The sequence below is a fragment of the Stenotrophomonas sp. 1278 genome (assembly GCF_029892765.1).
GTDB classification, from domain to species: Bacteria; Pseudomonadota; Gammaproteobacteria; order Xanthomonadales; family Xanthomonadaceae; genus Stenotrophomonas; species Stenotrophomonas indicatrix.
Window position 1 is genome coordinate 1 of the sequence record NZ_JARXWD010000021.1, and the last position, 26,242, is coordinate 26,242.

The 26,242-nt window shown below is 67.1% G+C and carries 27 protein-coding genes, 1 other RNA gene and 1 riboswitch; of the genes, 9 read left to right on the forward strand and 19 right to left on the reverse strand.

The window, feature by feature from the left end:
• Window positions 1-263: 263 nt before the first annotated feature.
• From rnpB to rsmI, 3 genes are all read right to left on the reverse strand, one after another.
• Window positions 264-615: RNase P RNA component class A (gene rnpB, locus M2299_RS15990), an RNA gene on the reverse strand.
• A 115-nt stretch (window positions 616-730) separates the two neighbouring features.
• Window positions 731-1,519 (reverse strand): PDZ domain-containing protein, encoded by a 789-nt coding sequence (locus M2299_RS15995; protein ID WP_180831551.1) that lies wholly within the window; start codon window positions 1,517-1,519, stop codon window positions 731-733.
• A 102-nt stretch (window positions 1,520-1,621) separates the two neighbouring features.
• Window positions 1,622-2,440: a 16S rRNA (cytidine(1402)-2'-O)-methyltransferase gene (rsmI, locus tag M2299_RS16000; RefSeq protein WP_025876607.1), complete on the reverse strand. Its 819-nt coding sequence runs from the start codon at window positions 2,438-2,440 to the stop codon at window positions 1,622-1,624.
• Window positions 2,441-2,521: 81 nt separating this feature from the next.
• Here rsmI and M2299_RS16005 point away from each other — a divergent pair, with 81 nt between their 5' ends.
• The 4 genes from M2299_RS16005 (at window position 2,522) to M2299_RS16020 (ending at window position 6,738) form a co-directional block, all read left to right on the forward strand.
• Entirely contained in the window at window positions 2,522-4,243 is a 1,722-nt protein-coding gene (locus tag M2299_RS16005; RefSeq protein WP_280884673.1) for a penicillin-binding protein activator, read from the forward strand.
• A complete protein-coding gene (locus M2299_RS16010) occupies window positions 4,233-4,601 on the forward strand; it encodes a YraN family protein (protein ID WP_180831553.1) in 369 nt (122 codons plus the stop codon). The genes M2299_RS16005 and M2299_RS16010 overlap by 11 nt, the downstream gene beginning before the upstream one ends.
• A gap of 110 nt (window positions 4,602-4,711) precedes the next feature.
• The gene (locus M2299_RS16015) at window positions 4,712-5,356 is read left to right on the forward strand and encodes a metal-dependent hydrolase (RefSeq protein WP_280884674.1); all 645 of its coding nucleotides are present in this window, start codon (window positions 4,712-4,714) and stop codon (window positions 5,354-5,356) included.
• Window positions 5,353-6,738, forward strand: coding sequence for an FAD-linked oxidase C-terminal domain-containing protein (locus tag M2299_RS16020; protein WP_099841906.1), 1,386 nt, complete (start codon window positions 5,353-5,355; stop codon window positions 6,736-6,738). Before M2299_RS16015 ends, M2299_RS16020 begins: the two co-directional genes overlap by 4 nt.
• A gap of 97 nt (window positions 6,739-6,835) precedes the next feature.
• Here M2299_RS16020 and M2299_RS16025 read toward each other — a convergent pair whose 3' ends face one another.
• Entirely contained in the window at window positions 6,836-8,857 is a 2,022-nt protein-coding gene (locus M2299_RS16025) for an acyltransferase family protein (protein ID WP_280884675.1), read from the reverse strand.
• A 167-nt stretch (window positions 8,858-9,024) separates the two neighbouring features.
• Window positions 9,025-9,180, reverse strand: coding sequence for a hypothetical protein (locus M2299_RS16030; protein ID WP_157804317.1), 156 nt, complete (start codon window positions 9,178-9,180; stop codon window positions 9,025-9,027).
• A gap of 297 nt (window positions 9,181-9,477) precedes the next feature.
• On the opposite strand from M2299_RS16030, the gene M2299_RS16035 reads away from it, so the two are divergent.
• The gene (locus M2299_RS16035) at window positions 9,478-10,083 is read left to right on the forward strand and encodes a hypothetical protein (protein WP_280884676.1); all 606 of its coding nucleotides are present in this window, start codon (window positions 9,478-9,480) and stop codon (window positions 10,081-10,083) included.
• Window positions 10,084-10,480: 397 nt separating this feature from the next.
• Window positions 10,481-10,891, forward strand: a complete 411-nt coding sequence (locus M2299_RS16040) for a hypothetical protein (protein WP_099782824.1) — start codon at window positions 10,481-10,483, stop codon at window positions 10,889-10,891.
• A 44-nt stretch (window positions 10,892-10,935) separates the two neighbouring features.
• On the opposite strand, the gene M2299_RS16045 is transcribed toward M2299_RS16040, so the two are convergent.
• The 10 genes from M2299_RS16045 to M2299_RS16090 all read right to left on the reverse strand — a co-directional run bounded on the left by M2299_RS16045 (window position 10,936) and on the right by M2299_RS16090 (window position 20,742).
• Window positions 10,936-12,123 (reverse strand): hypothetical protein, encoded by a 1,188-nt coding sequence (locus tag M2299_RS16045; protein ID WP_280884677.1) that lies wholly within the window; start codon window positions 12,121-12,123, stop codon window positions 10,936-10,938.
• Between the two features lie 34 nt (window positions 12,124-12,157).
• Window positions 12,158-14,626 carry a TcfC E-set like domain-containing protein gene (locus M2299_RS16050; RefSeq protein ID WP_280884678.1) on the reverse strand — a complete coding sequence of 823 codons (2,469 nt, stop codon included), beginning with the start codon at window positions 14,624-14,626 and terminating at the stop codon, window positions 12,158-12,160.
• Between the two features lie 99 nt (window positions 14,627-14,725).
• Window positions 14,726-15,220, reverse strand: coding sequence for a CS1 type fimbrial major subunit (locus M2299_RS16055; protein WP_025876629.1), 495 nt, complete (start codon window positions 15,218-15,220; stop codon window positions 14,726-14,728).
• A 109-nt stretch (window positions 15,221-15,329) separates the two neighbouring features.
• Window positions 15,330-16,064: a CS1 fimbrial subunit B flags: Precursor gene (locus M2299_RS16060; RefSeq protein WP_099841901.1), complete on the reverse strand. Its 735-nt coding sequence runs from the start codon at window positions 16,062-16,064 to the stop codon at window positions 15,330-15,332.
• A gap of 196 nt (window positions 16,065-16,260) precedes the next feature.
• On the reverse strand, window positions 16,261-16,512 hold the full coding sequence (locus M2299_RS16065) for a hypothetical protein (protein ID WP_280884679.1): 252 nt from the start codon (window positions 16,510-16,512) through the stop codon (window positions 16,261-16,263).
• Window positions 16,513-16,857: 345 nt separating this feature from the next.
• Complete coding sequence (gene thiL / locus M2299_RS16070; protein ID WP_099588525.1) at window positions 16,858-17,820, reverse strand: thiamine-phosphate kinase; 963 nt, start codon at window positions 17,818-17,820, stop codon at window positions 16,858-16,860.
• Window positions 17,821-17,940: 120 nt separating this feature from the next.
• A complete protein-coding gene (nusB, locus tag M2299_RS16075; protein ID WP_025876637.1) occupies window positions 17,941-18,420 on the reverse strand; it encodes a transcription antitermination factor NusB in 480 nt (159 codons plus the stop codon).
• Window positions 18,417-18,884 carry a 6,7-dimethyl-8-ribityllumazine synthase gene (gene ribH / locus M2299_RS16080; protein WP_280884680.1) on the reverse strand — a complete coding sequence of 156 codons (468 nt, stop codon included), beginning with the start codon at window positions 18,882-18,884 and terminating at the stop codon, window positions 18,417-18,419. The genes nusB and ribH overlap by 4 nt, the downstream gene beginning before the upstream one ends.
• 158 nt (window positions 18,885-19,042) lie before the next feature.
• Window positions 19,043-20,143: a 3,4-dihydroxy-2-butanone-4-phosphate synthase gene (ribB, locus tag M2299_RS16085; protein ID WP_280884681.1), complete on the reverse strand. Its 1,101-nt coding sequence runs from the start codon at window positions 20,141-20,143 to the stop codon at window positions 19,043-19,045.
• On the reverse strand, window positions 20,140-20,742 hold the full coding sequence (locus M2299_RS16090; RefSeq protein WP_049469489.1) for a riboflavin synthase: 603 nt from the start codon (window positions 20,740-20,742) through the stop codon (window positions 20,140-20,142). Before M2299_RS16090 ends, ribB begins: the two co-directional genes overlap by 4 nt.
• Before the next feature lie 77 nt (window positions 20,743-20,819).
• Window positions 20,820-20,965, reverse strand: a riboswitch (FMN riboswitch).
• A 243-nt stretch (window positions 20,966-21,208) separates the two neighbouring features.
• On the opposite strand from M2299_RS16090, the gene M2299_RS16095 reads away from it, so the two are divergent.
• The 3 genes from M2299_RS16095 to M2299_RS16105 all read left to right on the forward strand — a co-directional run bounded on the left by M2299_RS16095 (window position 21,209) and on the right by M2299_RS16105 (window position 23,491).
• Window positions 21,209-21,832 (forward strand): outer membrane beta-barrel protein, encoded by a 624-nt coding sequence (locus M2299_RS16095; protein WP_025876645.1) that lies wholly within the window; start codon window positions 21,209-21,211, stop codon window positions 21,830-21,832.
• Window positions 21,833-21,981: 149 nt separating this feature from the next.
• Window positions 21,982-22,863, forward strand: coding sequence for a hypothetical protein (locus tag M2299_RS16100; protein WP_280884682.1), 882 nt, complete (start codon window positions 21,982-21,984; stop codon window positions 22,861-22,863).
• Window positions 22,850-23,491 carry a hypothetical protein gene (locus tag M2299_RS16105; protein ID WP_280884683.1) on the forward strand — a complete coding sequence of 214 codons (642 nt, stop codon included), beginning with the start codon at window positions 22,850-22,852 and terminating at the stop codon, window positions 23,489-23,491. Before M2299_RS16100 ends, M2299_RS16105 begins: the two co-directional genes overlap by 14 nt.
• A gap of 3 nt (window positions 23,492-23,494) precedes the next feature.
• Here the strand turns inward: M2299_RS16105 and ribD are convergent, their stop codons facing one another.
• From ribD to M2299_RS16125, 4 genes are all read right to left on the reverse strand, one after another.
• Entirely contained in the window at window positions 23,495-24,580 is a 1,086-nt protein-coding gene (gene ribD / locus M2299_RS16110; RefSeq protein WP_280884684.1) for a bifunctional diaminohydroxyphosphoribosylaminopyrimidine deaminase/5-amino-6-(5-phosphoribosylamino)uracil reductase RibD, read from the reverse strand.
• A gap of 115 nt (window positions 24,581-24,695) precedes the next feature.
• Complete coding sequence (nrdR, locus tag M2299_RS16115; protein ID WP_025876654.1) at window positions 24,696-25,217, reverse strand: transcriptional regulator NrdR; 522 nt, start codon at window positions 25,215-25,217, stop codon at window positions 24,696-24,698.
• 94 nt (window positions 25,218-25,311) lie between these two features.
• Window positions 25,312-25,755, reverse strand: a complete 444-nt coding sequence (locus M2299_RS16120) for a hypothetical protein (protein WP_099782804.1) — start codon at window positions 25,753-25,755, stop codon at window positions 25,312-25,314.
• A gap of 30 nt (window positions 25,756-25,785) precedes the next feature.
• Window positions 25,786-26,214, reverse strand: a complete 429-nt coding sequence (locus tag M2299_RS16125; RefSeq protein WP_280884685.1) for a hypothetical protein — start codon at window positions 26,212-26,214, stop codon at window positions 25,786-25,788.
• Window positions 26,215-26,242 lie beyond the last annotated feature (28 nt).

Sequence of the window (26,242 nt, forward strand, 5' to 3'; positions counted from 1 at the left end):
TGGGCGGGGCGCGCCCGCCGGGGGGGCCGCGCGCCCCCACACACTCTCTTTTTTTGGGGGGGGGGGGGGGGGGCGCCCCCCCCGCCCCCCCCACTACCAGGTCCACACACCCTGCGTGGACGGCGATAGGTAAATCCACGCCATGCGTGGATGGACGTGGTAGATCCACGCCATGCGTGGACGGCGATAGGTAAATCCACGCCATGCGTGGATGGACGTTGGTAGATCCACGCCATGCGTGGATGGACGTGGATGGAATGAAGGGGCGGAGCCGGCCGATAAGCCGGGTTCTGTCGTGGACAGTCATTCCTCTAGGCGTTACGTCGCCGCAACGCTCAAGCAACCTACCCGGATCCAACGCGGGCCGCGCCAATGGATCCCTATTTGGTCTTGCTCCAGGTGGGGTTTGCCGTACCGGTCTGTTGCCAGACTCGCGGTGCGCTCTTACCGCACCATTTCACCCTTACCGGCCTTCCGAAGAAGACGTAGGCGGTATCTTTCTGTTGCACTTTCCGTCGGCTTGCGCCGCCCAGGCGTTACCTGGCACCTTGCCCTATGGAGCCCGGACTTTCCTCGGCACCCCCGAAGGGATGACGCGACTGTCTGGCCGACTCCGCCGCGCGCATTCTAGCGTACGCGGGCCCGCCCTGCCGGTTTGATTGCGGCGTGCGGTTCATCCGCCCCCGCAGCAGAGCCACGCCACGCGTGGCTGCACACCGCACCTGCAGGCTCAACGGGCCAGCAGCGCTGCCCGCGATTGGAGCACCAGCGCGATATCCAGCTCCTGCGACGAGGCCCCGGTTGCCAGATCCAGCACCGTGCGGCGCACCTTCAGCTGGATGCGATCACCGGGCGCGTACGCGCGAAGGACCTGTTCGATGCCGTAGGTCGTCGCCACGGCGGTTCCCTGCACCGACAGCACCTCGTCATTTGCCTTCAGGCCGGCCCGCTCGGCGTTGCTGCCGTTGAGCACGTGATTGACCAGCGTCCCTCCCGCCATCCCCAACCCCAGCACGGGCCGCAACGCGTCGGCGCGATCATCGACGGCACCGTTGGCCGAGCGCGACATCTCGGTGTGGGCGAGCAGGCGCCCCTCCATACGTTCATCGAAATGCGGGGCCTGCATGGCGAACGCGCCACATTCCAGCACGCCACGCAGCGGCGGTTGCTTGTAGCTGCCGTGCAGCGCCTGGCGCAGCCGCGTCCACTGGCGCGCACTTACATACCGGTGCTGGCTGGCCGCCATCTGCTGGTAGGCCTGCTCGATCGCTTCGCGCGCAGCGGGATCCACCTGCGGGCAGCCCTCGGCCAGGTCCACGGCTTCCCGTGCGGCGGTGTAGATGACGATCGCGTGGTTGCCTTCCACATACGGGCCCTGCCGCAACTGCACCAGGCCAGGATCGAACAACTCATAGCCGGTGAAGCCACGCCCCAGATCCGATGGATCGATCTCCTCGCCCGCCCACGCGTGGGCGGAAAGGGCCAGGGCAAACACCAGTGAAAGTCCTTTTGCCGACATCGTCCTCATCCTTGTCCAGGGCCACTTCATCCACGCATGGCGTGGATCTACTGCATTCCGCGCTGCTTTCATCCACGCATGGCGTGGATCTCCTTCACCCACTCAACTGCCGTACAACGCCTTGCGCGGTGCACCGGTCAACTCGGCCGCCAGCTTGGCTGCGGTCGACGGTGGCAGGTGCTCGCTCAGCTTGGCGTAGACGTGCCGGCCATGTGCCAGCTGCGCCTCGGCATCGTCGCCAGCGCCCTGCACCATCACCACGAACTCGCCCTTGCGCTGGTTGTCATCGGCTTCCACCTGCGCCAGCAACCCGGCCAGGTCGCCATCCAGCACGGTCTCGAACAGCTTGGTCAGCTCGCGCGCAAGCACGGCCGGGCGCTCGCCGCCAAAGATCGCCGCCATGTCGGCCAACGACTCGGTGATGCGGTGCGAGGATTCGTAGAACACCATCGTGCGCACTTCGCCGGCCAGCCCCTGCAGGCGATCGCGGCGGCCGCTGGCCTTGGCCGGCAGGAATCCCTCGAAACTGAAGCGGTCGCTGGGCAGGCCGGCCACGCTCAGCGCAGCGATGGCCGCGCAGGCGCCGGGAATCGGGCTGACCTTGATGCCGGCAGCACGCGCGGCACGCACCAGCCGGAAGCCCGGATCGCTGACCAGCGGGGTGCCTGCATCGCTGACCAGCGCCAGCGACTCGCCCGCCTGCAGCCGCGCCACCAGGCGCTGGGCCAGGGCCTCTTCGTTGTGTTCGTGCAGGGCCACCAGCGGCTGCTGGATGCCGAAATGGGACAGCAGCTGGCCACTGCGGCGGGTGTCCTCGGCGCAGATGGCCGCCACCGAACGCAATACCTCCTGCGCGCGCGGGCTCAGATCGGCCAGGTTGCCGATCGGCGTGGCGACGACATACAGGGTTGGGACACTCATTTCAGCGGTACTCACGGGGCAAGGGTAGAATCCTAGCGTGTACCTGGCCAAGGCCGCTGCCCTCATCGCATGGACCCGATCATGAACAAGCCCGCCGCACGCATCTCTGCCCTGTCGCTGTCGTTGATGCTGCTGGCCGGTTGTGCCACCACCAGCCTCGTCAGCACGCCCGAATCGCCGGCCCAGAGCCAGGCGCTGGCGCTGATTGAACAAGGCAAGCCGCGCGACGCCGCCCTGCAACTGGAAGCGCTGGCCGCGACCCTGCGTGGCGGCGCCCGCAGCAACGCACTGGCCGATGCGGCCTGGGCCTGGCACCTGGCCGGCGACAGCGCGCGCGCGCGCAGCCTGCTGGGCCAGGTGACCGCCCGCCAGCTGACCGGCGCCAGCCTGCAGCGTTACCAGCTGGCCAGCGCCGAGCTGGCGCTGGCCGACAAGCAGCCGGCGCAGGCACTGGCCCTGCTGAAGGATCATGCCGACAACGTGCACCCGAGCCTGCGCACGCGCTGGTCACTGGCCCGCGCCAGTGCCCTGCAGGCCACCGGCGATGCCTTTGGCGCCGCCACCGAACGCGCCCGTGCGCATGCCGGCCTGACCGGCACCGCGCGCAGCGAGAACCAGGCCGCCATCTCCGGCCTGCTCGGCACCCTCGACGATGCCACCCTGCGCAGCCGCGCCGCCGCCTTGCCGGCCAATGACCCGCTGTACAACTTTGCAGGCCGTGCGCTGATCGCCCGTGGCCTGCCGCTGCCGCGCCCGTTCGATCGCGATGGCGCCGCCCAGTTCGACACCAGCAAGCGCCCGCCGGCGATGAGCGATGGCTACCGCCCGCCGGCCAAGCTGGCCGTGCTGCTGCCGCTCAGTGGTCGCCTGGCCACCGCCGCACAACCGGTGCGCGATGGCCTGCTCAGCGCCTACTACGGTGAAACCCGCCGTCGTCCGGAGGTGAACTTCTTCGACACCGCTGGTACCCCGGCCGGTGCGCTGGCTGCGTATGACAAGGCCGTGGCGTCCGGCGCCGACTTCGTGGTCGGCCCGCTCGGCCGCGACGAGGTGGATGCCGTGTACGGCCGCCAGCAGCTGCCGGTACCGGTGCTCGGCCTGAACCGCGGCAAGGATGCACCGCCCGCCGGCAGCGCCGGTTTCTCGCTGGCACCGGAGGACGACGGCATCGTCGCCGCCGAATACATGCGTGGCCGCGAGCGCAGCAAGGCGCTGGTGATCAACAGCAGCGACGACACCGGCCGTCGCGCCGCAGCCGCCTTCGCCCAGCGCTTTGCCCAGCGCGGCGGCAGCGTCGCCGCCACCATCGCCATCAGCGAAACCGTGGGGGATGTCAGCGCGCAGGTGCGCAACGCCGGCGCGGTCGATGCCGTGTTCCTGGCCGTACGTGCACCGCAGGCCCGCCTGCTGGCCCCGCAGCTGGCGCTGGCCGGTGCCGGTGGTGCCACCCGCGTGGGTACCTCGCAGCTGACCACCGGCAGTGGCAAGGTCGAAGAAGACGTGGCGCTGGACGGCATCATCTATCCGAACGAAGCCTGGAACGTGCGCAGCGTGTCCGGCGTGCCGTCCGCTACCCAGGTCGCGCAGACCCTGCCCAGCGCGCGCGGCGCCGCCAGCCGCCTGTTCGCCTTCGGCGCCGATGCGTGGAAGATCAGCGCCTACCTGGACAAGCTGGCCACCGAAGGCGGCCTGGACGGCGCCACCGGCACGCTGTACCTGGACAGCAACGGCAACATCCTGCGCCAGCCGGCATGGTCGACCTTCAGCGGTGGCCGGCCGATGCCGATCGCCGGTGGTCGCTGAGCACCTGCAACGTGGCTCGGCGGTGGAAACCGCCGCCGAGCAGCATCTGCAGCAGGCCGGGTTGCAGCCGCGTGCGCGCAACGTGCGTTATCGCGGTGGTGAACTGGACCTGGTGATGGATGACGCCGGCACCGTGGTGTTCGTGGAAGTGCGCTACCGCGCGCGACAGGACTTCGGTGGCGGCGCGGCCTCGGTCGATCCGCGCAAATGCCGGCGCCTGATCCACGCGGCACAGCTGTACCTGCAGGAACACCCCGCCGTGGCCAACGCGCCCTGCCGCTTCGACGTGGTTGAAGCCACGGGCGAACCACCGCAGCTGCACTGGCTGCGCGATGCGTTCCGGTTGGATGATTGCTGATGGGTACCGTCCGCTCTGGTAGAGGCCGACCTTGGTCGGCGCTCCTGTGCCAACCAAGGTTGGCACCTACCAGAGCGCAGCCTGGCCGGCACTACCACGGTGCGTGACTGATGCCTTCGATCATCACCCACGCGGCGGTGCCACTGGCGTTGTGGTGCGCTGCTGATCGCGGCCGCATTCCGCCGCGCCTGCTGGGCGCCGGCGTGATCGCGGCGATGCTGCCCGACGCCGATGTACTCGCGTTTGCCCTGCACATTCCCTACGCCGATGCGTTCGGCCATCGCGGGGCCAGCCACTCGTTGCTGTTCGCCCTGGTGCTCGCAGTGTTGGCGGCGGTGCTGGCGTTCTTTGGTAGCCGCCGACCTTGGTCGGCGCCGCTCAGCTCCGGTAGTCGCCAACCTTGGTTGGCGGTGCTGTGCCAACCAAGGTTGGCACCTACCACGGCAAAGCCAAGGTTGGCATCTACCGTACAAGCGGCGGCGTTCGTGTTCGTCTGCGCCGCCAGCCATCCATTGCTGGATGCGTTGACCTCCGGCGGCCTTGGCGTCGCGCTGGCCTGGCCCTGGAGCGAACACCGCTTCTTCGCACCCTGGCGGCCGATCCGCGTGTCGCCGTTCGCGCCGCAGTTCTTCAGCGCGCGCGGCCTGGCCACCCTGCTGTCGGAACTGCGCTGGGTATGGCTGCCGCTGGCCGGCGCTGTCATCGCCTGGAAACTGATTCACCCCGCCCCCGCTGCCCCACGAGATCTGTCATGAGTACTGCCCTGCCCTCCGCATTGGTTGCCGAACTGACCGCCCTGCTGGGCAGCGACGGCTGGCGCATGGATGACGGCGCACTGGAGGCGAACGCGCAGGACAACTCGTGGCGCCACCAGCGCCCGGCTGCGGTGGCATTGCCGGCCGACATCGAACAGGTGCAGGCGCTGGTGCGTGCCTGCCGCGCGCATGGCGTGGCCCTGGTCGCGCGCGGTGCGGGCACCGGCACCACCGGCGCTGCGGTGCCGTTGCCCGGCAGCATCGTGCTGTCGTTCACCCGCATGGACCGCATCCTCCAGATCCGCGCCGGCGACCGCTGTGCGGTGGTACAACCGGGCGTGCTCAACGGAACGCTGCAGCAGGCACTGGCACCGCACGGCCTGTTCTGGGCACCGGACCCGTCCAGCGCCGAGATCTGCAGCATCGGCGGCAACCTCGCCTGCAATGCCGGTGGTCCGCGCGCGGTGAAGTACGGCACCAGCCGCGACAACGTGCTGGGCCTGGTAGCAGTGACAGGTACCGGCGAGGTGATCCGCTGCGGCGGTGCCTACACCAAAGACGCCACTGGCTATGACCTCACCCACCTGCTGGTGGGCAGCGAAGGCACGCTGGCGCTGATCGTGGAAGCCACGCTGAAGCTGACCCCGCTGCCGGTCAGCCAGGCCGGGCTGCGTGTGCTGTACCGCGATGCCGACGCGGCCGCCTCTGCCGTCTCGCGGCTGATGTCGCAGCCGGTCGTTCCCACGCGCTTGGAATTCATGGACGCACGCAGCCTGGAGCTGCTGCGCCTCAACGGTGCCGACGTACCCGACGCTGGCGCGATGCTGCTGGTGGAAGCCGACGGCGACCACGACACCTTGCCCTACCTGCTGCAGGCATTGGCGACCGCCGCCGAAGGTGACGGCATGATCGCACTGGACGTGGCAATGGAAGGCCGCGCGCGTGACCAGCTGTGGGCCGCACGCAAGGCCTTGTCACCCGCGCTGCGCAGCGTCGCCCCGGGCAAGATCAACGAAGACGTAGTGGTACCGGTATCGCGCATCCCCGATCTGGTGGCTGGCGTGCAGGTACTGGCCCACGACTATTCGCTGACCATCGTCACCTTCGGCCATGCCGGCAACGGCAACCTGCACGTCAACATCCTCTACCACCCCGATGATGCCGACGAGAACGCGCGCGCGCATGCCGCGCTGCCGAAGATCTTCGAACTGACGCTGGCGCTGGGTGGCACGCTGTCGGGCGAACACGGCATCGGCCTGGCCAAGCGTGATTTCATGGCGAAGGCGTTCACCGCGGAAACGCTGGCGGCGATGCGCGCGATCAAGGTCGCGCTGGACCCGGATGGCATCCTCAACCCGGGCAAGGTGCTGCCGCCGGCATAGGCCGCGGAAGGCGGTAGAGCCGAGCCATGCGCGGCTCGCAACGCGACGCGCGGGCTTCCCCGAGCGGAACGGAGAGCAGCCAAGCGCGGGCCCGGCGCTACAGTGGATTGTCGCCCGCAACATCGATCAGGGTCTGCCGGAAGCTGGGCAACAGCACGCGGTTGCCATGGCCGCTCAGGTGATCGTTGTCGAAGAACAGCGGTTCACCGTCCTGCACGGCCGAGCAGGTATCCGGTCCGCACAGCAGCGGCAGCGGATCCCACACGGTCAATGACGGGTAACGCGCGGCCAGCTCGGCCAGCAGTGCCATCTGCGGCGCACGCAGCCGCTGCAGATCCGCGCGCGACATGCTCAGGCCACCGGCGCACGCCGGATTGCTACGGTTGAACCAGTCCGAGCAGCGATAGGCCCCGGCCTTGAACAGCGGCAGCGGTGCATCGATGACCACGTGCACGCCCAACCGCTGCAGGCGGCCCAGCACACGCTCGGCTTCATCGCGTGCCGCCTGCGCATGCGCGGGCGTGTGTTCGGCCCGCAACTGCCGATAAATCTGCTGTGCGTCCTGTTGCTGCCAATCGAACCCTCGCAGCTCCGGCATGCGCAGCGCCGCCAGCAACACGATGTCACCCGGGCGCGCGTCGCGTTCGATGGCCGACAGGCTGTCCTCGATGAAGTCCTGGCAGTCGGCCGGGCTGGGCCGCAGCAGATTGACGAAGCTGCAGCCGCCGCGATCCTCCTGGCGGATCTCCATTCCGGTCTGCCGCGCGACCATGCTGGTCATCGTGCGGTAGGCCGCCGCATGCGAGTCGCCCACAACAAACAGGCGTCGCCCTTCAAGCGCCGGTGCGCCCACCGGCTCCAGCGGTCGCCACGCCGGGTAGCGACGCGCCTGCCATGCGTAGCCATCACGGGTGACGCTGAGCGAGATCTGCTCGTGGTACTCCACCGTCGCCCAGGCACCGGCGCCGCACAGCGCCACCACCGGCAGCGCCATCGCCAGCACCTTCGCCGGCGCCAGCCGCAACAGCGGCAGGGCGCTGCGCAGCGGACGTTCGACGTAATGGTAGGACGCGGCCGACACGGCCAGCAGCAGCACCGGGTACAGCCACAGCGCAGCGCCCTGCAGCCCGTAGGTCCAGCGCAGCAGCACCAGCAGTGGCCAATGCCACAGGTACAGCGAATACGACAGGCGCCCCAGGTACGACAGCGGTGCCCAGCCCAGGGCGCGGCCGACCCGCGATTGGCCATGCCCGGCTACCGCCGCCAACAGCAACAGGGTGCCGACCACCGTGGCCAGCACACCCGGCACCGGGATCGCCAGTTGCGGCGCGACAAATACGCCCGCCAGCAGCAGGGCCAGGCCGGACAGTGCGAGCGCATCCCCGCGCTTGCCGGGACCGCGCGTGCTCATCCACTGGTACAACAGCGCACCGGCCGCCAGTTCCCAGAAGCGCGACGGCAGCAGGTAGAACGCCGCCGCCGGGGCGGCCTGCACCTGCCAGCCCGCCCACGCCAGCGACAGCACCGTGAGCGCCGGCAACAGCACACGCGACCACGGCCAGCGGTCGTGGCCGCGCAACCACACGAAGAACAGCAGCGGGAACACCAGGTAGAACTGCTCCTCCACGCCCAGCGTCCAGGTGTGGAGGAACGGATTGAGTTCCGCGCCGGGCGAGAAGTAGTCATCCTGCTGGCCGGCCAGTACCACGTTGCTGAAACCCACCAGCGCCGCCCAGCCGGTCTGGTCGAACTGCTCGTTGCGCCAGGCGCGGGGAATGAACAGCGCCGACAGCACGAAGGTGGCCATCAGCATCACCAGCAGCGCCGGCAACAGGCGCAGCACGCGGCGCCGGTAGAAATCGAGCAGCAGCGCGCCCAGTGGCATGCCTGCACGCGATGCCAGCGACTGGCTGATCACGAAGCCGGAGACCACGAAGAACAGGTCCACGCCGGTGAAACCACCGGGCAGCCACGCCGCGTTCGCATGGAAGACGATGACGGCCAGCACGGCCAGTGCACGCAGGCCATCGATGGCAGCGTTGTGGGAGCGTTCGGGGTGAAGCATGCGGGCGACCGTCAGCGAGCGATCGGGCAGCATGGCCAGCGCTGGCGCAGTCATTCAATGGACAATCGCGACAGACCTGGACATCGTTCATGTCCGATCCCAACTCAGCACGATGGTGGAGCCGAGCCATGCTCGGCGGTTCTGCAGCCAGAGCGCTTGGGGTCAGATCCCATTGCCACGGGCACTGGGATCCGACCCCGGCGTCGGCCTGGTGTCGCTGTTTACCAGGCCATGCGCAGGCCCAGCTCGGCCAGCAGGGTACCGTCGCTGACGACCAGTCCGCTGGCACTGTTGTGCGTCTCGATCACGCTGTCACGCAGCTGCACATCGCCACCGCGTACCGACAGCCCATGCCCGAGTCCACCGCGGGTGAGCACGCGGCCTGCTGCTGGCCCTGGGAACCTTCCCAGCCGGCATGGCGCTGGCCGGTGATCTGGACGACCAGCGCGCCGACGTATCTGCAGGCGACCCGGTCGAGGCCTGGACCCTGGTCATCGGCTCGATCCTGAATGTGGACGGTGGGCAGACGCTGCAGATCGTGGCTAATGACGACTCCGAGCTAAACATCTGGGACGCCGTGGTAACCCGTAGTGGAACCAGTCAGAGAGCCATTACGCTGAACGACTCGGCGTATCTCGCTCTGGCCCGAAGCCGGATCTTTGGGGGGCATCGGGTTGAATGGTGGCACCACGCCGGCCATCCTGGCGCAGAGCTCGATCTCAGTGACCACTGCCGGGTTGGCACCTGGCGAGCGCCTTTCGGTCGGCGTCGACTTGGCAGGCTCGGCAGCAGGCTTCGGTGTTGCCAGCCCCAGGGCGACCATCAACGTCACCACCATCTACGTGGAAGACGCCCCAGTCGCCAGCCGCGATGTCGGCAACGGCGTTGGCGTGCGAATCCAGTTCGGGCAGATGGATATCGTCAACGGCTCGCGTGTGGATGCATCCAATATCGGCGCGGTGCTCTGGGGCGAAGTCAATCCGGATCAACGCATCCGTCTGAACATCGATAACTCCACCCTGCAATCTGGTCGCGGCGCTGCCATCCGGGTCAATGCAGCCGCTGACAATACCTACGACATCACCGTGGCCAATGGGGCGCAGCTGATCGGCGGCGATGGCAACCTGCTGCTGGTGGGCCGCGACATCGGTCTGGTCAACACGCGCACCGACGTCAACTTCAATGTGGATGACGCCCGATTGGCGGGTAACATTACCTTTGAGCCTACCAATGCCCCCACCGCCAAGACGGCGAACCTGAGCGTGGCTTACAAGTGGTGATCTGCTTTCTACAACAAGTGTCGCAACTGGCACGCGCAGGCGTGCTCCGGTTTCGCGCAGTGCGTTCGATATGCGTCTGCAATGTTTTCGAAATTGAAACTTTTCTGATTGGTATAGCAGCACCTGCGTGCACATCATGGCGCGCCACCGACAACGGGTGGCACGGGCTTGCAATCCCGTTAGGTTGATGTGTTGTTTACGCTTGCCTGTCGGCGTCGCGCTTTCCTTGTTGGGCGGCGTCGGCAGGCAATCCGTCCGTGCCCTATGGCGGGCGGTGCGTGGGGGGCTCGTACCCGCCGGCGTTTCTACATCAACCTCCGGTATTGCAACCACGCACCGTCCGCCGCCCTCGCCCAGCGCGAGGGCGGCCCCTTGCTTCGCACTCAAGGACGCCGCCATGACTTCTTCGCTCTATCCCTATCTGTTCGCCACACTGGGCGACGCCGTCGAACGCCTGCCAGACGATCTGGCCAAAGCACTGGAAACCACGTTGGGCAGCACGATGCGCGCCCACGCCGACGAAGGCATCACCCTGCTCAGCTGCCTGCAGCGCATCCGCCACGTGGACGCCGCCGATGGCCAGCCGTGGCCGGACAAGGGACGCAAACAGTGCTTTGGTTTCGCGATGGCACGCATCGACCGCGCCAATGCCGGGCTGACCTTGCTGCTGGAACTGCTGCACGCCATCGAGCGCTTGCGCGTGGACGGCGATGCCGACCAGCAGGTGGGCGATGACGTGCGCGAAGGCTTGCTGCTGGCCTGCCGTGGGCTGGCCGAGTATGTGGATGTGCAGTTGCGGGTAGCGTAGCCAGCTTCCGCGGCACCTCGACCACGCCAATCCCTGCCCCAGGCTCAGGGATTGGCGTCGAACAACACGGTCATGTCTCCTTCCCAGCGCGAGCCCGGTGTCTTCACCATCTCCAGCACCGCGTCACGCCCGGCGGTGAAGCGTAGGGTCGAACGGCGCTGCATGAGGTAACCATCGGGCGTGAAGCGCGGTGCCTGACCGTCATCGGCCAGCAGTACGGTGTTCTGCGCCGGACGACCATCGCGCAGGTTGTTCATGCCCGGAAGGGTGACGTCCACCTCCACCGGCACCTGCTTGTCCGCCCGCGGATCATGAATACCGCACTGGTCGCCGACGTGGTGCTGGCAGCGCAGCTTCATGCTGAAGTCCATCGACGTGGTCAGATGAAAGGGCAGCTCCTGGCGCAGCCTCGCCGGCGCAGTGCCATGATCGATCCAGGGCGACCAGCCCCCTTCGGGCGCCAACTGTACGCGCGGCGCCTCGGTGGCGAAGCGCACCTGGAAGTCGTGGATCACATCGAACACGAAGTTCATGCGCACGGCCTCGACACCGGTGATGTTGTCGCCCAGATCGATGTCGGCCCCGGCGCCGCCGGTGGTCCAGGTTTCCTGGGCCACGTAACGGCCGTCCTGCAGCGTCATTGCATTGGGCAGGGTGACGTGGATGCCGAGCCCCACGTTCCGGTAGGAATAGGTGCGGCCATACCGCGTGCTGGTGCTGTAGCACTCGGTGGGGCTGGCTGGCGTCCGCGCCGCCCAACCACCCAGGGAGAATCCAACCCCACCGGCGCCGCGGATGGCCGTACAACCTCCACTGACGCCGTAGTACCAGGGATCGCCGCCACCACCGAAGTTGATGCGCATGGACAGGGCCGCAAAGCTGATGGTCGCCTCGAAGGTGCGTCCGCTCGATACCTCCTGCAGGGTGATCGTACGCGGTGGCGGGAAGCGGATGTAGGTGGTATCACGCCTTGACGTGTCGTCGCTCGGCCCTTGCTTGCGCCAGTACTCGCGGTTGCCGAGGTCGAAGATATAGGCCCCTTTTCTATCGCATTCGGCCGGTCTCCAGTTGCAGAAGCTGCCCCGGGGTGTCGTGTTGCGGAATGCGGTATCGCCCGGATCCAGGGCGTTGGGCCTGAATTCGCCGGTGACGTTGACGTCCACCACCTGTGCGGTGGCAGGCAACGCCGCCATTACGGCCAGCAACGGGAACAGCCGGATGCCAATAGTCATGCTTTAGACCTGCCTGGTTCGTCGGAACAATGGGCTAGTGCGCGACCACCGACGGCGGACAACCGATGCCGCCCACCATCAGTACATCGCCTTCTCGGGGGTGACGGCCCTCCTCCATGGTCAGCACACAGCTGATCCGATTCGGATAGCGCAGCTCCACCACCGGCGCGCGTGCGCTGAGTTCAAGGGTGAAGAAGCCTTCTTCCTGGCTGACGTTGCGGCCGGCGTGGTTGATCACCTGCACCCCGCGCATGCCATTGCCATCGGCATCCAGTACCTGCCCCATCACGGTGAAGGTGCGCAGTACATCCACCGTGGTATGCACCACGCCGCCCTTGTTGAGGTGGTAGCTGATGGTCGACGGCTGCAGCGCCGCCGCAGGTGCGTGCCGGCCGTGGAAGTCGAACTGCACCTGTCCCGCACGATAGGCGGTGACCGGAACGAAGTTGCGTCCCGGGCGCAGCTGCACGCCACCGCCACGACTGTCGTCGGCACGCAGCTTGATATCGGGGAAGTCACTGCGCACGTCGACGATGATGCCGGTGTCCACGCTGCCGCTGCGTCCCTGGCCCAGCACGGCAGCATGTCCTCCCCCGATCACCAAGGTGCTGTCCAGGTTGGCGCTGCCGCCAACGTGGCCGGAACCGGCAGCGCGATACAGCTGCACATCGCCTTCCAGCAATGGGCTCTGCAGATAGGCGCCGGCGCCGGCGCCAATGCCGCTGCGTTCAGCTGTGACCATGCCATTGACGCTGCGCAGGATCTTCCCATCCACACGCTGGGTGGCGACCGCGGTGACGTAGCCGTCGCGCTGGCCGGCTTCGCCGGTCCGGCTGCCCAAGCTGCCGCTGTAACTGCGGCGCTCGCTGCCGAGTGACACACTGACGGTCAGATCGATGCCGCGCTGGCGGCGATAGTGGGTGAAGCGGCTGCCCGGACGGTCGTAGGCCGAGACACGCCAGTTGACGTCATGCCTGCCGAACAGGGTCTCGCGGCGACCGTAGGAAACGTCGATGCCGGTGCCACGGGTGAAGCCGGAACTGCGGGCCACGCGCAGGCTCGCATTATCGCGGTGACTGAAGCGATGGGTGATCGATACGGCCGTGGTGTCCTGCCAGCCTCCCCGGGTTTCCCAACGTGGCGGCGCACCCTCGCTGGCGGGCAGCCGATGACGCTGCTCTGCCCAGCTGCGCGCGTGGTTGGCGACCACCGAACCGGCACGGTAGCGATACAGTCCCTGCAGATCCACGCCGCGCCCGGCATCGCTGGAGGTGTAGAAATTGGTGTAGGCGCTGAAGCGATCACTGGCCTGCCAGTCCATCGACAGGCCGGTGGCGCGGCGCGTGCCGATCTGCTGCACGGTGGCACCGGCCACTGCGCGCGGGTGCAGCAGGTAGTTGACCACCGCACCGGCGGCGATCTCGCCTTCCTGCATTGAACGATCGCTGTCGAGCAGGCTGCGCTGCTGGCCGGCGAACGCGCTGTAGCGCCAGCGTCGAGTGGGATCACGCCAACGGCTGGGTTTGTGGATCGAGGCGGTTTCGCGCGAGGCCTCCTGGCCGTCTTCAATGACCCGCAGTACCACGTCGTAGATGCCGCCTGGCAGGCGACGTGTGTCGATCTCCTGCACGCCGGGCTTCACGGCCTGTGTGGCCAGCAGGTTGCCGTCGCGCAGAATCTCCACCACACCGTCGCGGTTGGCGGTGACATAGACCGGATAGACGCTGGCGCTGCGCGTGTCGGCCAGCAGCACATCCGACGAACCGAACATCACTCCCAGCGCGGTGTCATTCTGCGTACCCGGCGCGCGTGGCTGGCGGATGATGCCCTCGAACGTGGGCAGGAAATAGCCCGCGCGGACGAAATGATCGCCGAGCTCGCGTTGTGCATACAACGCACTGAGATAGTGCTCCGTGCTGCCGGGTTGGGCGTAGTACTGGTAGCTGCCAACCGTGCTCCACAGGCCGATGCTGCCACTCAGTTCAGCGCTGTAGCGTGCGCTGGCCGGCTGGTCCTGGCCGCCATGCACCGCCAGGCTGTTGCGTACGATCAAGCCGTGGCTGCCGGACGCCGGCAGGGCAATGTTGCGTTGTTCCGCACTGGCAGTTGCCGGCGTCAACAGGCTCAGCAGCGAATTGGCCAGACTGTAGTGCAGCGCGGCCAGGCCACGACACTGCGGCGCGCATATGCCAAGCGGCAGCGGTTCGGCCAGCTGCTCGGCCCAGCGCGTGCGCTCGCTCTGCGGCCACGGGCTGTCGATGCTTTCGACGAAGCCGATCAGCTGTACGCGGTTGTCTTCATGCAGCAGTACTTCGGCATCGCCCAGGTACTGCCCGTCCAGTTCCACGCGCACGGTCAGCGGATTGCCGAACAGATGCTCGCGGAACTCCGCAGGCATGCGGCCGCGCTGCTCCAGGAGGCTGGCCTGTGCGTCTGGCGCGCCTGCGGTCGCCTGCGCCGAGACAGCAGCAAGCATGGCGGCAATGGCAACAGCCAGTCGCATCGGAACCGGTCGCGGAGGTAGGTGTGAAAGGCGCATAGATGACATTGGCCCTCCTGCCGCACGCGCGGTGGGGCAGGAAGGCACAGAGCTCGGCAGGCGTCAGATGTCGCTTTCGAAGATCATGTGGAACTGGCCGCCGTAAGTACCCTGCTTGTAACCGCCGCCCGGTTCGGTAGGCGCGATGGCGAAGGCCAGAGACTTGCCGGATGCGGCCTGGGCTGCGTTGGCAACGGTGATCTTGGCGGCGGCCGTTGCCGGCACGACCACGTTGTCCAGTTTCACCGCCAGATCCACGACGTCCGCGGCCGATGCCATCTGCGCCGGGGCAGACAGATAGGCGGTGATGGCAGCCGGCGACTTCACGTTGATCACGCGACCGGTCAGTTCGCCGAGCACCTGGCGTGCGGTATCCCACGGCAGATTCTGCGGCAGGCCTTCCCAGCCGTCCGGCGTGGACACCTGCAGGCCGGCGACGTTGGGCACGTCAGCCGACACATTGACGGTGATCGATTTGGTTTCGGTAGCCGCAAAGCTGACGGCCGGGGTGATGAGCAGGACTGCCGCAGCCGCCATCGCGTGTTTCAAGAAGGACATTCAGATACTCCTGGGTGAGTGGGTACAAAAGCCAGGACAAGGGCAAAGCTGTCCCATCGGACTCCTGGCGGGCCCGGGCGGGACAATGGCGTTGGTGGGGGACGGACGGTCAGCGGCGACTGTCGATGCTGCGCTGGCGTTCGCCCTCCTTCAGGTCGTAACGGATGAAATGCGTATCGTCAGACGCCAGCACGTGAGAGCGACCGGGACGTACGTGCACGATGATTCCGGGCGTACAGGCGTCGACCTTGGCCCGCTCGCACTGGCGCAGGTTTTCCAGAACAATGGTGGCGTTGCCGTGGTTGTGGATCTGGCCGGACTCGATGCGGGTGTCATAGCGCGGGTGTTGTGGCGCGATGAACAGCACGGTGCCGAAGCCGGTGAACACGCGGATGGCCGAGGAAAGCTCTGCGGCCTGCTGTGCCTGTTCCTCGCTGAGCGAGAATTCCTCGGCACTGGGCGCCACCGGCACGAAGCGCAGGCGGTAGTAGCGTTCCTCGTCGCGCAGGCCCCGATACACCAGACGTGTGGCCTGCTGGCCGTTGCCTGCGATGATCAGGCGACTGGGACTGGCGATGACCCCATGCGCCCCAGGCGCGTTGCGCACCAGCGATGGCGCATCCACCGGAACTTCGACGGGCTTGTCATCGGCATCGAAAACGATCTCTGCCACTTCCACCCGGACGTAGGCGGTGCTGGCGCCGGTATTGCGGATGCGTTTGAGCAGGTTGCTGCTGCCGGGCTGCAGGTAGTCGAAGAGGACGCCGACATTGATCTGCGGTGCGCTGGCGTGACTGGGGAACGCCAGCGCACACAGCAGCAGGACATGGACGACACGTGACATGGCACCGCTCGTTTTCAGGAGCGTGAAGTGTGTCGTCGCGTCAAACGCCCCGCTATGAAAATAGTTGTAAGCCGAAGCGCGCAGCGGCGAATTCGGAGGATTCCTAAATGCTCATCGCGCGTACTGCCAGCATGGCCGGCAATCAAGGCACCCTGCCCGCAGCCGCGTACCGGCAGGACACAAATCCCTGCCGCACTCAGGCGAAGTGCTCGTCTCCGCTCGGGCCGTCGTGCACTTCCGTATGCACGCCCTGCCCTTCCGTGATGTGGCCGATGCGGGTGATCGGCACGCCCAGCGATTCGGCGACGTAGTGGCACGCCTGTTCCGCACGTATAAGGGTTACGCCGGAGAGGTGGCGCGCAGAGCTGTTACATCCGTGCCAACCAAGGTTGGCACCCACCAGGACAACACGGTAGCGCCGGGCCATGCCCGGCGTTCTGGTAGCCATCGACCTTGGTCGACGCAGCGTTGGCGCGCAACCCTGACACATCCGTGCCAACCAAGGTTGGCACCTACCAGAGCAGCACGGTAGCGCCGGGCCATGCCTGGCGTTCTGGTAGGCGTCGACCTTGGTCGACGCAGTGTCGGCACGAAGGCCTGACACATCCGTGCCAACCAAGGTTGGCAGCCACCAGGACAACACGGTAGCGCCGGGCCATGCCCGGCGTTTTGGTAGGCGTCGACCCTGGTCGACACAGCGTCGGCACGAAGGCCTGACACATCCGTGCCAACCAAGGTTGGCACCTACCAGAGCAACACGGTAGCGCCGGGCCATGCCCGGCGTTCTCATGTGTCAGGCGAAATGCTCGTATCCGCTCGGGCCGTCGTGGCCTTCGGTGTGCACACCCTGCCCTTCCATGATGCGGCCGATGCGGGTGATCGGCACGTCCAGCGATTCGGCGACGTAGTGCAGCGCGTCGCGCTGGTCGGCGGCGGCGGTGAAGCACAGTTCGTAATCGTCGCCGCCGTGCAGCGCGCAATCACGGGCGCCATCGCGGCCGAGCAGTTCGCGCAGTGCCGACGACATCGGCAATGCATCGGCGTCGACTTCGGCGCGCACACCGCTGCGTGCGGCGATGTGGCCCAGGTCGGCCAGCAGGCCATCGGAGATGTCCACGGCGGCATGCGCGAATGCACGCAGCCGCAGGCCCAGGGTGACGCGCGGGGTGGGACGCAAAAGGCGCAGGCGCAGGGTTTCGTAGTCGGCCAGCAGGGTGGCGGCGGTGACGTTCAATGCGCCCTGCTGCCACAGGCGCAGCGCACCGGCAGCATCGCCGAGGGTGCCGCTGACCCAGATGTCATCGCCAATCTGTGCGCGATCACGACGCAGGGCCTGGCCGCGAGATACCTGGCCCATCGCGGTCACCGACAGCGACAGCGGGCCACGCGTGGTGTCACCGCCAATCAGGGCGATGTCGTGCTGGTCGGCCAGCGCGAAAAAGCCATCGGCGAAGGCATCGATCCAGTCTTCGCTGGCCTCGGGCAGCGACAGCGCCAGCGTGCACCAGGCCGGGCGCGCGCCCATCGCGGCGAGGTCGGACAGGTTGACGGCCAGCGTCTTCCAGCCGATGTCGAACGCCGGAGTTTCGGTCGGGAAATGCACGCCGCTGTTGAGCGTGTCGGCGGTGACCACCAGTTGCTCGTTCGGGCGCGGCTGCAGCAGCGCGGCGTCGTCGCCGATGCCGAGCACGATGTCGTCGCGCTCGACGGTGCGGGCGCGGATGCGGTCGATGAGGGCGAATTCGGCCAGGGACATGGGGCGCTCCCGCGTTTGTACGTGCCGCGCCGTGCGCGGTGGGCGGTAGTGCCGGCCGCAGGCCGGCAACCTCAGAATCCCTGCAGTTGCCGGCCAGCGGCCGGCATTACCACAGGTGGGTCAGTGACCCGATTCGACCTTGCGCCATTCCACGGCGGCACGATCCAGCACGCCGTTGACGTAGGTGTGGCCATGTTCGGAACCGAAGCGCTTGGCCGATTCGATGGCTTCGTTGATCACCACGCGGTACGGCACGTCCAGGCGGTAACGCAGTTCGTAACCGGCCAGGCGCAGCACGGCGCGTTCGATCGCGTCCACTTCGTCGATGCCACGGTCCAGGTACGGGCCGAAGGCTTCGTCGATGTCGCGACGGTTGTCGAGCACGCCATGCACCAGCGCTTCGAAGTACGCCAGGTCGGCGATTTCGCGGGCCTGTTCGTGGGCGAACTGGGCGATCAGCGACTGGCCGTTGCCGCCGGAGATCTGCCAGGCATAGATGGCCTGCACGGCACGACGGCGCGCGCGCGAGCGCAGCACCGGATCGATGCCATCGCGGCGGACGGGTTTACCGGAGGGCTTGCCCTGGGTGTTCTTGTTCATGGCAGCTGCTCCAGAAGGTTGACCATTTCCAATGCGGCGAGCGCGACTTCCTCGCCCTTGTTGCCGTGGCTGCCGCCTGCGCGGGCCTCTGCATCTTCCACGCGTTCCACGGCCAGCACGCCGTTCAGCACCGGCACGCCGAAGTCCAGCTGCACGCGCATCAGGCCTTCGGCACAGCGGTCGGCCACGTGTTCGTAGTGGCGGGTGTCGCCACGGATCACGCAGCCCAGGGTGAGGATGGCGGCGTGTTCGTGGGCGGCGGCCAGGCGCACGGCGACCAGCGGCAGCTCCCAGGCACCCGGCACGCGGATCACGTCGATGTTGGCTTCGGCAATGCCGTTGCCGGCCAAGCTCTGGCGGGCGCCAGCAACCAGCACATCGGTGATGCGGGCGTTCCAGCGGCTGGCCAGGATGGCGAAGCGCGCCGATTCGGGAGTGCGAAGATCGCCTTCGTAGTGGCTCATATGCGGCTTGGGATTCGATTAAGGGGTAATTCTACCGTGGATGGGCCCCGGCCGTGGCTGGCGGGGGCCCGGGAGACCCGCCGGGCATGGCCCGGCGCTACCGGATTACGGGGCGCCGGTGTAGCGCCGGGCCATGCCCGGCGAGCGCAGCGGGCGGGTTACGGGGTGACCGTCTCCACCACTTCCAGGCCATAGCCGGCCAGTCCGATCTGGCGGCGGGGCGTGCCCAGCACGCGCAGCTTGCCCAGGCCCAGGTCGGACAGGATCTGCGCACCGGCACCGTTGCGGCGCCATTGGCCCACATCCTTGTCCTTGCCCGGCACCACCGGCGCCGGCTGCTGGCGCAGGCGGGCCAACAGCGCTTCGCCGTCGCGCGGGGCCGACAGCACCACCATCACGCCACTGCCTTCCGCGGCGATCGCGCGCAGGGCATCGGTGGCCGCCACGCCGAAGTCATCGCGGCGCCAGTGCAGCAGGTCGGCCAGCGGGTTTTCCACCTGCACGCGCACCAGGGTGGGCGTGTCCGCATCCGGGGTGCCGCGGACCAGGGCGAAATGCAGGTCGTGGGCGATGCGGTCGCGGTAGGTGACCAGCTTGAACGGACCGAACTCGGTGTCGATATCACGCTCGTCCACGCGCTCGATGGTCTTTTCGGTGGCCAGGCGGTAGGCGATCAGGTCGGCGATGGAGCCCATCTTCAGGCCGTGCTCGCGGGCGAACACTTCCAGCTCCGGGCGGCGCGCCATGCTGCCGTCCGGGTTGAGGATCTCCACCAGCACGCCGGCCGGTTCCAGCCCGGCCAGCATGGCCAGGTCGACGCCGGCTTCGGTGTGGCCGGCGCGGGTCAGCACGCCACCGGGCTGGGCGATCAGCGGGAAGATGTGGCCCGGCTGGTGCAGGTCCGACGGCTTGGCATTGGGCTTCACCGCGGTGCGGATGGTGTGTGCGCGGTCGTGTGCCGAGATGCCGGTGGTCACGCCCTCGGCCGCTTCGATGCTGACGGTGAAGTTGGTCTGGAACTGCGCGGTATTGGCCTGCACCATCGGCGCCAGGCCGAGGTCGGCGGCGCGGGTGCGGGTGAGCGGCAGGCACACCAGGCCGCGGCCATGGGTGACCATGAAGTTGATGTCGCTGGCCTTGACCAGCTCGGCGGCCATGATCAGGTCGCCTTCGTTCTCGCGGTCTTCGTCATCGACGATGACGACCATGCGGCCGAGGCGGATCTCTTCCAGGATGTCGGGAATGGGGGCGAAGTTCATGCGCGGGCTCCTTCACCCAGCAACCGCTCGACATAACGAGCGACCAGATCGATTTCCAGGTTGACCGCACTGCCCACGCCGGTGGCGGAGAACGCGGTATTGGCCACGGTGTGCGGGATCAGCGCCACTTCAAAGCCTTCGTCGTCCACTTCGTTGACGGTGAGGCTGACGCCGTCCACGCAGATCGAGCCCTTCTTGGCGATGTAGCGGCGCAGGGCGGCCGGCGCGGCGAAACGCCAGCGCTGGGCACGCGCATCTTCATGGATGGACAGGACCTGGCCGAGGCCGTCGACGTGGCCGCTGACCAGATGGCCGCCAAGGCGGTCGGTCGGGCGCATGGCACGTTCGAGGTTGATGACCGCACCTTCGGCCAGTTGGCCGAGCGTGGTCAGGCCCAGGGTCTCGGTGGACGCATCGGCCTGGAAGCTGCCGGCGTCGAACGCGATGACGGTGAGGCAGACGCCGTTGATGGCGATGCTCTCGCCCATCTGCACGTTGTCGAACGGCAGGTTGCCGACGTTGAAGGTGAAGCGGACATCGCCGCCGATGGATTCGCGTGCGGCCAGACGGCCGACGCCTTCGATGATTCCAGTAAACAAGTAACGTTCTCCGCGAAAAGTGAGCGAAAAACGCCGCAAGGCAAACAGGCGGGCGCAGGGCCGCAAAGGCCCTGTGGCACCGTCTTCTTTCATCCGGACTATACCGTCGGCTCCGGCATTGGACCGGATCTGCTGACCCCCGACGGTAAGGCCGGGGCGCTCGCGGGCTCGTGCTTGCGCACCTACCGCCGGTGGGGAATTGCACCCCGCCCTGAAGACGTTTGTGTACCGGCGAACCGGCCCGCCAAGTGTAACAGCCCGGGCTGAACGGGGCCGGATGCCCCCGGGGGTCGGATCCCTTTCCGCAGGAAAGGGCTCTGACCCTACCCGGGCGCGTCCGAGCCTGTGACGGCCGTCGCTCGCATTTCGTAAAACTTTCATTAAAATCGGCGGTCGGACGACATGAGGTCGCCACGGACTGCCGCACAGGTGGGCCGCCAATGGACTGAAATTCACAGGAATTCCCATGCGCAAGATCCTGATCGTGGCCGCCCTGCTGGCCGCTGCCCCGTTCTCGGCCTCCGCCGACGCCCTGAGCTACACCTACGTCGAGGGCGGCTGGACCCAGGTCAAGACCGACGACGACGTGTTCAACGACCCGAAGGTTGATGGTGGCTACGTGCGCGGTTCGATCGCGCTGGCCGAGCAGGTGCACGTGTTCGGCGGCTGGAACTACGGCAGCAAGTCGTACGACTACGACTACGGCTCGATGAAGCTCAAGCTGAACCAGCCGGAGCTGGGCATCGGTTACCACATGCCCTTCAGCGACCGCGTCGACTACACCGCCGACATCGCCTGGGTCCGCCAGCAGGCTGAAATCACCGTCAAGGACGTGGATTACGGCCGCTTCAGCGTGAAGGACCACACCAACCTGGTGCGCGCCACCATGGGCCTGCGTGGCAAGCCTTCGCGCATGACCGAAGCCTGGATCAAGGCCGGTTACATGGACGGTGGCAACGAATTCAAGGGCACCTGGGTCGGCACCGTCGGCGGCCAGATCAACTTCACCCGGACCTGGGGTCTGGTGGGCGAGATCTCCGGCTACCGCGACGTCACCCAGTACTCGGCCGGCGTGCGCGCCAGCTTCTGATTGCCCGATCCTCGTCGTGCGATCGAACGGGCTCCGCAAGGGGCCCGTTTTTTGTTGGCCGTCGCGCGCAATACGCTTGGCTGCGGCACGCCATCGAATGCAATGACAATTGCGCTAGGCTTGCCGCCCTCTGGAACAGGAACACCGTCATGAAGACCCCGATCCGCGGCCTGCTGGCCACCGCACTGCTGTGCGCCCCGTTGTTCGCCGCGGCCGCCCCGGCGCAGCTGACGCCCGAACAGACCTTCAATCTGTACGCACGCGCATTGCTGGAAGACGATGCCGCCGCCACGCGCACGCTAAACGATGCATTGAAGCCGGCCTTCGACGGCCAGGACTCGGTAACGCCGGTGCCGGGCATGATGGCCCAGGCGTTGGCCGAGCCGTGGCAGATCGTGCTGGACGTGGCCGGAGTGAAGGGCGATCCCGCAGCGGCGGAAGCGATGTACGCCAAGGCGCTGAAGGCCTCGCAGTGCCGTGCCACGCGCAGCACGGTGGAAGACAACGAATTCGTGGACGACCAGAAGATCGCCAAGGTTGATTTCAGCTGCCAGCTGGCCGACCTGGGCAGCGTGCAGCCGTTGTTCCTGGCCAGCCTGACGGGTGAGGACAAGGCTCCGCGCGCGCGCTTCACCGAGGCCTATACCCAGGCCCTGCAGAGTGGCCCGCGCAAGGCCGTGACCGGCACCCTCACCCTGTACACCGCCAAGGACAAGAGCTACTGGTACAGCAGCAACTTCGATGATCTGGTGGGCCCGGTGCTGGATGCGCTGGCGCCGTTCGATGGCTGGATGCAGGACGTTGAAGCAGCCAAGGCACCGAAGGTGACCGGCGTGCCGGCCTGCGATCTGCTGCTGCAGCAGCACCGCAGCTGCGTGGCGAAGATCGCACCGGACCAGATCAGCGGTGTGGATGCGATGACCGAAGAGTTGAAGGCCAAGACGCAGGTGATGTCGGCCGAGGAAATGACGCAGGAGTGCAAGGCACTGCGTCCGATGGCCGAGATGATGTGGACCGATGCGTGCGCGTGAGTTCACTGCGCTGAAGCGACTGGGGCTGGCTGCATTGCTGGCCCCGGTTGCGGCACTGGCGGCGCCACCTGTGCCCACGCCCGGACACGTGTTCGAGCTGTACGCACAGGTGATCGTGCACGGCGATGCCGCCGCCCAGGCCGAGCTGGGCCGCTATCTGGGTACAGCCAATGGCCCGGCGATCGCGGCGGCGCTGGCGAGCGTAAGCCACCTGGAGCAGGCGCCTGAAATGGCCGATTGGCCGCAGGCCGCCGCGGCCCTGCGCAGGCGCCAGACATCGGTGCGTTGCAGTGTCGGCAGCGTGCATCATCCGCAGGCAGACATTGCCGATGTTGACTACCGTTGCCACCTGCCGGACCTGACGGCCCTGCTGCCCGTCTATCGGCAGCACCCGGTGCCATTCAACGGACCGCATCCCCCACAGATGGCGAGCGAACTGGCGAGCGCGTATACGCAGATGATCGCGACGGCACCGGACCGGGAAAGGATCATCACCGTGTCCTTCGAGCGCGATCATGACGGCGGCGCCTGGCGCGTACAGAACCCCTCGCCGCTGATGGGCGAACTGGCCGATGCGTTCCTGCCGTTCTTCGAGTGGAACGAGCACCCGCCTGGCGAGGATCGTTGAACTTCATGGCCGCAGCAGCAGCCGCAGATCATCCCCAACTTGGCGCTGGTCGATCACGCGCAGGCGGCGCTGTTGGTCCATCACGTCGATGCCGAGGTCGGCCAGCAACGGGCGGCCGCTGTCGCCCAGCAGTGTTGGCGCCTGGTACATCAGCAGTTCGTCGACCCAGCCACCACGCACCAGCGCGCCGGCCAGCGTTGCACCGGCTTCGGTGTGCACCTCGTTGATGCCGCGCTCGGCCAGCAGTGCCAACACCGCGCCCAGATCAAGGCGACCGTGGCGGACGGCGACGCTGGCAAAGGCCGCGTCGGCAGCGTCGGGCGGGCTGATCATTGCATCGTGCAGGTACAGCGTGGGCGCCCCACCCTCGCGCACACGGCTGCATTCCAGCGAGCGCAGGCGGGAATCGAGGACGACGCGCAGGGGCGGCATGACTTCAGTGTCAGCCAGGCGCACGGTCAGCATCGGGTCGTCGGCGATGACGGTGTCGGCGCCGGTGAGGATCGCGCCAGCGCGCGCGCGCCAGTGCTGCACATCTTCGCGAGCGGCGGGGCCGGTGATCCACTTCGAGCTGCCGTCGGCCATCGCGGTGCGGCCATCGAGGCTGGCGGCCAGTTTCACCCGCAGCCACGGACGACCGCGTTCCACGCGCGACAGGAAGCCCTTGTTGAGTTCCCGCGCCTGTGCCGCCATCAAGCCCTCGGCGACCTCGATGCCGGCGTCACGCAGCAGGTCGAAGCCACCGCCATCGACTTTCGGGAACGGGTCGCGCATTGCCGCGACCACGCGCGACACGCCGGCTTCGATCAGCGCCAGTGCGCACGGCGGCGTACGGCCGTAATGCGCGCAGGGTTCCAGGGTGACGTAGGCGGTGGCACCGCGCGCGTCGCCGCCCGCTTCGCGCAGGGCGAACACTTCGGCATGCGGGCCGCCAGCGCGCTGGTGCCAGCCCTGCCCGACCACGCGCTCGCCATGGGCGATCACGCAGCCGACCATCGGATTGGGACGGGTGGTATAGGCACCGCGTTCGGCAAGCCGCAATGCGGCGGCCATGTGCAGGTGGTCAAGGACGGTGAACGATAGGCTCATGCCGCCATGGTACCGCCGTCAGCACGATGCCAGCCAAGAGCCCAGTAGATCCACGCCATGCGTGGATGGGCGGTACGGCGCCAACCAAGGTTGGCAGCTACCGATGCAGAGGCCGTCAGCCCTTCTTTTTCTTGGTGAGGGCAATCACATCGCCCAGCAGCTGCAACTGCTCGGTGCTGGAAGGCAGGTCGCGTTCGAGCTTCTCGATTTCCTCGCGGAAGTCGGCCACATCCTCGAAACTGCGGTACACCGACGCGAAACGCACATAACCGACATGGTCAAGCTTGCGCAGTTCGTTCATCACGAACTCGCCCACTTTGATCGACGGCACTTCGCGTTCGCCGCTGATGCGCAGCTGATGCACCACTGCGCGCACCGCCGCCTCGATCTTCTCTTCCGGCACCGCACGCTTCTGCAGCGCGCGGTCAAAGCCGGCGCGGACCTTGCGGGCATCGAAGGCTTCACGGGTGCCATCGCTCTTGACGATGGCCGGCAGCTTCAGTTCAACGGTTTCCAGCGTACTGAAGCGTTCGTTGCACGCCTCGCACTCACGCCGACGGCGAATCGTCGCGCCGTCTTCGGAGACGCGCGAGTCGATGACCCGTGTATCGGCATGCTGGCAGAAGGGGCAATGCATTGAACGCCTGGCTCAGGGAAATACCTGCTGCCACGGTCGTGGTAGCGTCGCAACGGTACCTGAGAAGGGGTTTTGCAGCAAATGCAGGCAGCGATCAGCCTTGTCCGGCAAGGCCCGGGGCGCGACGCAACCACACCAGATGCGCAGCCGGCACCAGCAGCGGCACGCCCAGTACCAGATAGCCCAGTACCTGCCAGGGGCTGCCGGCAAACAAGCTGAAAAGCACCACGCCGATCACCGCCAGCGCGGCCATCGCGCCAAGCGCCAAGCCGATCCAGGGAATACGGGCGGTGTGCCGCAGGCCATCGCGCCCTCGCCGCAGGTAGCGGATGCTGAGCCACAACCAGGCCAGCAAGCCGATCACACCCGCCAGCGCCCACAGCAACAGCACCGCCCCTTCGTCCCCGCGCATCAGGCCGTGGCGGGTCAGGAAGGTGTAGATACCGAAGCCGGCGACGCCGCCACCGGCCACCAGTGCAGGCAACCCCAGCAGCAGGCATTGGGCGATATACAGGCGTTTGTGCAGGCGCTCATCCATGCGTTCGAATCTCCTTGCTGGCTGCTTGCTTCACGTGCGTGGTCGCAGCCACCAGAGCATGCCGGCCGGGACCAGCAGCGAAGGCCCCATCAGCAGCAGACCGAAGCCTTCGCTGCCGTGGGTGATGCCCAGCCACAGCCCCATGCCCAACAGCGGCAGCGCAGCCAGCATGCCAAGCAGCAGCGTCCCCCACTGCGCCCGGCTGCGCGCATGCAGTGCGCTGCGCCCTGCAAACAAATATCCGCAACTGAGGTCCAGCCAGGCGATGCAACCGGCGAGTCCGGCCAGGCCCCACAGCAGCATCAATGCCTGCCCGGGCAGGTTGACGGTGCCGTCGGCAAGTGAAAGCACGCTTCCGGCCATGGCCAGTACCGCCATCGCCCCACCAAACAGCACGCTGGGTGCGCCCAACGGCACAGCCAAGGCTGCATAAAGATACTTGAGGCGGCGCTCATCCATGCGCGGGTACTCCGGTACCGGGGTCAGA

Bases quoted from the DNA above. Each gene is read 5' to 3' on its own strand.
- nrdR (WP_025876654.1), bottom strand. From the start codon at position 25,217: ATGCATTGCCCCTTCTGCCAGCATGCCGATACACGGGTCATCGACTCG.
- M2299_RS16040 (WP_099782824.1), top strand. From the start codon at position 10,481: ATGACTTCTTCGCTCTATCCCTATCTGTTCGCCACACTGGGCGACGCC.
- rsmI (WP_025876607.1), bottom strand. From the start codon at position 2,440: ATGAGTGTCCCAACCCTGTATGTCGTCGCCACGCCGATCGGCAACCTG.
- M2299_RS16025 (WP_280884675.1), bottom strand. From the start codon at position 8,857: ATGACTGCGCCAGCGCTGGCCATGCTGCCCGATCGCTCGCTGACGGTC.
- ribH (WP_280884680.1), bottom strand. From the start codon at position 18,884: ATGAGCCACTACGAAGGCGATCTTCGCACTCCCGAATCGGCGCGCTTC.
- ribD (WP_280884684.1), bottom strand. From the start codon at position 24,580: ATGAGCCTATCGTTCACCGTCCTTGACCACCTGCACATGGCCGCCGCA.
- ribB (WP_280884681.1), bottom strand. From the start codon at position 20,143: ATGAACTTCGCCCCCATTCCCGACATCCTGGAAGAGATCCGCCTCGGC.
- M2299_RS16095 (WP_025876645.1), top strand. From the start codon at position 21,209: ATGCGCAAGATCCTGATCGTGGCCGCCCTGCTGGCCGCTGCCCCGTTC.
- M2299_RS16125 (WP_280884685.1), bottom strand. From the start codon at position 26,214: ATGGATGAGCGCCGCCTCAAGTATCTTTATGCAGCCTTGGCTGTGCCG.
- nusB (WP_025876637.1), bottom strand. From the start codon at position 18,420: ATGAACAAGAACACCCAGGGCAAGCCCTCCGGTAAACCCGTCCGCCGC.
- M2299_RS16050 (WP_280884678.1), bottom strand. From the start codon at position 14,626: ATGCGACTGGCTGTTGCCATTGCCGCCATGCTTGCTGCTGTCTCGGCG.
- M2299_RS16100 (WP_280884682.1), top strand. From the start codon at position 21,982: ATGAAGACCCCGATCCGCGGCCTGCTGGCCACCGCACTGCTGTGCGCC.
- M2299_RS16105 (WP_280884683.1), top strand. From the start codon at position 22,850: ATGCGTGCGCGTGAGTTCACTGCGCTGAAGCGACTGGGGCTGGCTGCA.
- M2299_RS16055 (WP_025876629.1), bottom strand. From the start codon at position 15,220: ATGTCCTTCTTGAAACACGCGATGGCGGCTGCGGCAGTCCTGCTCATC.
- thiL (WP_099588525.1), bottom strand. From the start codon at position 17,820: ATGTCCCTGGCCGAATTCGCCCTCATCGACCGCATCCGCGCCCGCACC.
- M2299_RS16020 (WP_099841906.1), top strand. From the start codon at position 5,353: ATGAGTACTGCCCTGCCCTCCGCATTGGTTGCCGAACTGACCGCCCTG.
- M2299_RS16120 (WP_099782804.1), bottom strand. From the start codon at position 25,755: ATGGATGAGCGCCTGCACAAACGCCTGTATATCGCCCAATGCCTGCTG.
- M2299_RS16015 (WP_280884674.1), top strand. From the start codon at position 4,712: ATGCCTTCGATCATCACCCACGCGGCGGTGCCACTGGCGTTGTGGTGC.
- M2299_RS16060 (WP_099841901.1), bottom strand. From the start codon at position 16,064: ATGTCACGTGTCGTCCATGTCCTGCTGCTGTGTGCGCTGGCGTTCCCC.
- M2299_RS15995 (WP_180831551.1), bottom strand. From the start codon at position 1,519: ATGTCGGCAAAAGGACTTTCACTGGTGTTTGCCCTGGCCCTTTCCGCC.
- M2299_RS16045 (WP_280884677.1), bottom strand. From the start codon at position 12,123: ATGACTATTGGCATCCGGCTGTTCCCGTTGCTGGCCGTAATGGCGGCG.
- M2299_RS16005 (WP_280884673.1), top strand. From the start codon at position 2,522: ATGAACAAGCCCGCCGCACGCATCTCTGCCCTGTCGCTGTCGTTGATG.
- M2299_RS16065 (WP_280884679.1), bottom strand. From the start codon at position 16,512: ATGGCTACCAGAACGCCGGGCATGGCCCGGCGCTACCGTGTTGTCCTG.